Source organism: Marinagarivorans sp. (genome assembly GCF_982758155.1).
Window position 1 is genome coordinate 1 of record NZ_CEXWTU010000280.1, and the last position, 5,578, is coordinate 5,578.

The window sequence follows — 5,578 nt, forward strand, 5'->3', positions numbered from 1 at the left end:
GAAAACAATCAGCTCGCCTTTTGAATGGGCATGATTTCGAACCCACCTGAATAGATAAAGTATTTTTTCCTCGACCCTAACGCCTGTTAACACTAGACATTGCCTGCAAGCAATATTGCGCCTGCGAAGCAAAATGCAAAAAACTATCGGCATGGTTTTGCGTAATCAAGCCGCCGAAGTCCGCTCTATCTGCATAAATAAGCCCCGGCTTTTTACCGTTCACTTCCAACACGTAAATCAAGCAATCCACACCACCCAGAACTTTGGTCGTTTCCTTTTGACCCACGGCCTTATTTTGCTTAAAAAAAGCACCGTTCACCCAAAGTAGACCACCCTTCTCAACCGCTTCCACAAAAACATTATCCGCGTAAGGGCCCGCATCAAAATTAAATTTTTCTCGCCAGTCTTCTGCACCATGCCCAAGACTGTACTTTGCCGTCACACGAAAATCCTTAATGAAGCCTACCGCTACCCGCTCCATACCAACACCACGATGAATACCTTCGATCACCATTTGAAAAATGGTATTCACATTGTGCTTTTGCGCAGCGGTACTCGCCAACTCGCGCAAAATATTCAACTGTAATTGAGGGTCACTTTTCATAATGCGGCTGATTTTTACGGCCGCTGGCTCTGGGCGCTTAAACGTTTGATGGCGACTCGGGATCATATGGCAAACATCACTAGCCCCATATTGGCGCGCAACGTCCAACGCTGCCTCGGCTTGCTCTTGGCAATTCGCTAAGCACTCATCCGGTTCTAAATAGGTATAACGGGAAACGTCCTGCACTAACTTTTTCATGCCAGGGGAATCCCAGCCCTTAAGCGCTGCACGACTAATCTGCTCGCCAAGAATCACAGCACGCGCTTTAAGCGACGGATCCTTGCCCGGAATAAGTGCCTCTTCTAGGGTTGCACCCAGCTTCCATTGCCGCGCTAAACCCTTAGTGATCTTATTAAAGGTTGTACCGAGAACCTCTTGCGCGGCTTCGGTTCGGGCTTTTGTGCTATCAGTCACCAATGAGTCGTTTTTACTGGACACATCAGTAGAGGACCAATAAGCCATTTCGCCCAAATTATAAAGTAACGCCGCGATAAAGACCTCTTCAGCGGCCTCCTCATCCTGTGCAGCCATCAGGGCCCTTGCTTGCGTAGCGGCATGGAAGCCTTGCGCGACTATTTCAAGCATTCGCTCTTTAGAACCGTTTTTCAAAAGCGAATCAATTAACATTAGGGAGATGCAAATAGCGCGCATTCCCTTCAAACCAATAATCACAATCGCACGGCTGACCGTATTAACACGCCCCTTAGAGCCACTGTACTGCACACTATTGGCAATGCGCAGCACATGCGATGTAAGATTTGGGTCTCGCAGAATAAGCTCGGCTAGATGATTAAGGTGTGCATCATCGTTTTCAGACAGCTTGTTCAGTTCGGCAATCACATTTCCTGCAACAGGCATGTTTTGCCGCATAAGCCGGCGCACCCAGTAGTCGGTGCCCTTTCCTTCCTTCTCGAACTTAAACGGTTGCAGCATGCTTACCCCTACTTTTCAGCTAAGCTGCTGATACAACTGCAGCCTCATTGAACTCAATCCTGTATGCTTGGTCGATAGTTGACATGCGCGCCAACGGCAATAGTTTGTCGAATACAAAGCCGCAGCGGTCATCTATACTCAGAAGCCATAAAAACAATTGATTACCTATTTAAAAAGTAGCACCAAATTGGTAACTTGTGCCCACTTGTCTTATAGAAGGTTCAATATCGTGCCCATTCGAACTCTGCTTGTTTTTTGTGCAACCCTTATCCTCTCGTCAGCTTGTTTTGCTGAGACTATTATTAAGTCGCATGCGCTCACCAAGTACGGCACACCAAAGTACCCTAAAGACTTCACGCGGTTTGAATACACCTCAGAAAAGGCGGTAAAAGGCGGTGAAGTTAGGATTGGAGAACTCGGCAGCTACGATAGCTTGAATTACTTTGTGCTAAAGGGCGTCCCAGAACGTAACTGCACCCTTATGTACGATTCCTTGATGGTAAGCTCGGCAGATGAACCTGATACGATGTACGGTCTTGTGGCTAAAAGTGTGGAATACCCTGAAAACAAAAGCTGGATCATATTTAACTTACATCCCGACGCAAAATTTTCTGACGGCCAGCCCATTACTAGCGAAGATGTACAATTCTCGTTAAAAACCCTTATAGAAAAGGGAAACCCAGCCTATAAAATGTACTTTGCAGACATCGGCGAGTCACAGATATTATCCCCAAAAAAAATAAAGTTTGAGATTAGCAACCCTCAGAATCAAGATGTGTTAAATACATTGGCAGGGCTCCCAGTGTTCCCCAAACACTTTTGGGAAGGAAAGGATTTCGCAAAAAGCGGATTGACTATCCCCATGGGTAGTAGCGCCTATAAAATAGAGAGGTTTGATGCTGGCAGATCCATCGTCTATGTACGCGACAAAAACTACTGGGCTAAAGATTTAAACGTCAACAAAGGAATGTATAACTTTGACAAAATTCATGTCGACTACTACCGCGACCGCGACGTTCAGTTTGAAGCATTTAAGAGTGGAGCATTTGATTACCAGTATGAATTAACATCCAAGAATTGGGGTACCGGTTATGATATAGCTGCAGTCCACAAAGGAGACATGAAACTACTAGAGTTTGAAGATTCAAGAGCTAGCGGGATCCACGGAATTTACTTTAATCAACGCAAACCTCAACTTCAGAATATAGCTTTACGGAAGGCTATGAATCTTGCTTTCGATTTTGAATGGACGAAAAAAAACATCTTTTACGGCTCCTATAGCAGAACGAAAAGTTTTTACGAAAACACAAAATACGCAGCTCAAGGAACACCATCCAAAAGTGAGCTTGCCCTGCTAAACCCATTCAAAGATCAATTGCCTCAAGAAGTTTTTGGCGAGGCGTACCAACCACCAGTAACGGACGGAAGCGGCAACAATCGTAAACAGCTCCACATGGCGAAAAAAATCCTTACTGATGCAGGCTACCGGATACAGAATGGCAAACTCATAGACCCCAAAACAAATATAGTCGTTGAGATGGAAATCATTACTAAAGAGTCGGGGTCTGACAAAGTGCTTAACCCCTGGATTGCAAACCTTAAAAAACTCGGAATTCAAGTTAACATCCGATTAATGGATGCAGCCCAAAGAAGCAATCGAATACAAACTTTTGATTATGACTTAGTTCAAATTGTATTAATGGGCGTTGACACACCAGGGGATGAGCAAGCTTTACTTTGGGGAAGTAAAAGTGCAGACATTGAAGGCGGGGCTAATCGTATGGGCATTAAAAACCCCGCCGTTGACAGCGCCATCAAAGCGCTAATTGCAGCCACTAGTGATGAACAACGAATTACCGCAACCCGGGCTCTCGATAGAACATTAACCCATTCGCATTACCTAATTCCCATGTACCACTCTAAGACCAATCGTTTAGCTTTTTGGGACAAATTTTCATACCCTGAAACGAATCCTGCATACGACTTCCGCCATGAAGCTGGGTTTTACACCTGGTGGTACGACAAGGATAAAGCCGAAAAACTAAAGCGAAAAAAATAGCTAAATGTCCAACTACATATTCAGAAGGCTATTCCTTATTATCCCCACTCTGGCGGGGATAATGCTAATTAACTTCATTATTGTTCAGTTCGCACCAGGAGGACCGATTGATCAGGCGGTTGCAAGTTTAAAGCAAGGGTCCGCAATGCACGACCAAGGCCTTATCGGAGGCAGCGCCGATAGCGTTTCAGCCTCTGGCGAAATTTCCATGCAACGCGGTATTCCCGCAGAGATAATGGAACAAATAAAAGCCCAGTATGGTTTCGACAAACCGCCTGCCGAGCGGTTCTGGGTCATGATCAAAAGCTACCTAGTGTTTGATTTCGGGGACAGCTTTTATCGTGATAGCTCCGTCATAGACTTAATCATCGAAAAACTCCCCGTCTCCATATCCCTAGGACTTTGGAGCACACTCCTTATCTATTTAATATCAATCCCGCTAGGCATTAAAAAAGCACTGCGCCACAACAGCCCTTTTGATGTTTGGACCAGTTCGATCATCGTAGTTGGCTATGCGGTTCCCGGCTTTCTTTTTGCGATGATACTGGTTGTTGTGTTTGCCGGCGGCAGTTACCTAGACTGGTTTCCACTGCGTGGGCTAACCTCAGATAACTTTGCCGAACTGACACTGGCAGGTAAAATAGCCGATTATTTTTGGCATTTGGCGCTCCCCCTTACGGCCTACACCATTGGCGGTTTTGCCACCCTAACACTGCTCACCAAAAATTCTTTTCTCGATGAAATCAACAAACAATATGTAACAACCGCATTAGCTAAAGGTCTCGATAATAAGCAGATACTTTACGGCCATGTGTTCCGAAATGCGATGCTCATTATTATCGCCGGCTTCCCATCGGCTTTCATTGGTATGTTTTTTACTGGCTCACTATTGATTGAAGTTATTTTTTCGTTGGATGGCATTGGCCTACTAACCTACGAAGCTATCGTGAATCGCGATTACCCCATCGTTTTTTCCACACTTTATATCTTCACCCTGCTAAGCCTGCTATTAAAACTATTATCCGACTTGGTGTATCACTGGGTTGACCCTCGAATCACTTTTGAAGGGGGGCGTTAAATGAGCACACTAAGAGATAAACTTAGCCCCCTTGCGCAACGGCGCTGGGATGTATTTTGGGGAAATAAGCGTGCAAAATGGAGCCTCTGGCTTTTTAGCGTTTTGCTTTTTATTTCCATGTTCGCTAATGTCATCGCCAACGATAAGCCTTTAATGGCTAGCCAGAACGGTAATTGGTACTTCCCGGTATTTAATACCTACCCAGAAACACAATTTGGTGGCGATTTCGAAACCGAAGCCGATTATACCGACCCTTATGTGGTTGAATTAATTGAAAGTAATGGATGGCTTCTATGGCCGCCAATTCCCTACAATTACAAAACACACATCAGTAACTTAGACAAGCCAGCCCCTTCCCCACCAACGGCCAAAAACTGGCTAGGCACAGACGATCAAGCTAGAGATGTACTGGCGCGCTGTATTTATGGATTTCGCGTATCGATTTTATTTGCGCTAGGCCTAACCATTGGCAGCAGTCTTATTGGAATATTCATTGGCGCTATACAAGGCTATTTTGGTGGGAAAATAGATATAGTCGGCCAGCGCTTTCTCGAAATTTGGTCTGGGCTACCCGAATTATATTTACTGATTATCATTTCAAGCATGATCACACCCAATGCATGGTGGCTGCTATTAATAATGCTTTGCTTCAGCTGGACGCGATTGGTCGACCTTGTCCGCGCAGAATGCCTTCGCGTTCGAAATTTTGAATACGTAAAAGCCGCCAAAGCATTGGGTGTAAGCGACAGTAAAATCATTATTCGCCATGTGCTTCCCAATGCCATGGTGGCTACCATGACGTATATGCCTTTTATTTTAGCCGGCGCTGTTTCCACGTTAACCGCGTTGGATTTTTTAGGCTTCGGCCTTCCCCCTGGCTCGGCCTCGTTGGGTGAGCTTGTTA

Annotated in this window: 4 protein-coding genes; 3 read left to right on the plus strand and 1 reads right to left on the minus strand. The window is 45.3% G+C overall.

Annotated elements, in window-relative coordinates; all coding sequences use genetic code 11:
- Positions 1 to 76: 76 nt before the first annotated feature.
- A complete protein-coding gene (locus AC3A8L_RS19325; RefSeq protein WP_487963911.1) occupies positions 77 to 1,537 on the minus strand; it encodes an HDOD domain-containing protein in 1,461 nt (486 codons plus the stop codon).
- Between the two features lie 229 nt (positions 1,538 to 1,766).
- Between AC3A8L_RS19325 and AC3A8L_RS19330 the strand changes: the two genes are divergently transcribed.
- The 3 genes from AC3A8L_RS19330 to AC3A8L_RS19340 form a co-directional block, all read left to right on the plus strand.
- Positions 1,767 to 3,596, plus strand: coding sequence for an extracellular solute-binding protein (locus AC3A8L_RS19330; protein ID WP_487963912.1), 1,830 nt, complete (start codon positions 1,767 to 1,769; stop codon positions 3,594 to 3,596).
- A gap of 61 nt (positions 3,597 to 3,657) precedes the next feature.
- Positions 3,658 to 4,674 (plus strand): microcin C ABC transporter permease YejB, encoded by a 1,017-nt coding sequence (locus AC3A8L_RS19335; protein ID WP_487963913.1) that lies wholly within the window; start codon positions 3,658 to 3,660, stop codon positions 4,672 to 4,674.
- Positions 4,675 to 5,578: ABC transporter permease (locus tag AC3A8L_RS19340; RefSeq protein ID WP_487963914.1), on the plus strand; the 904-nt coding region annotated here is incomplete at its 3' end.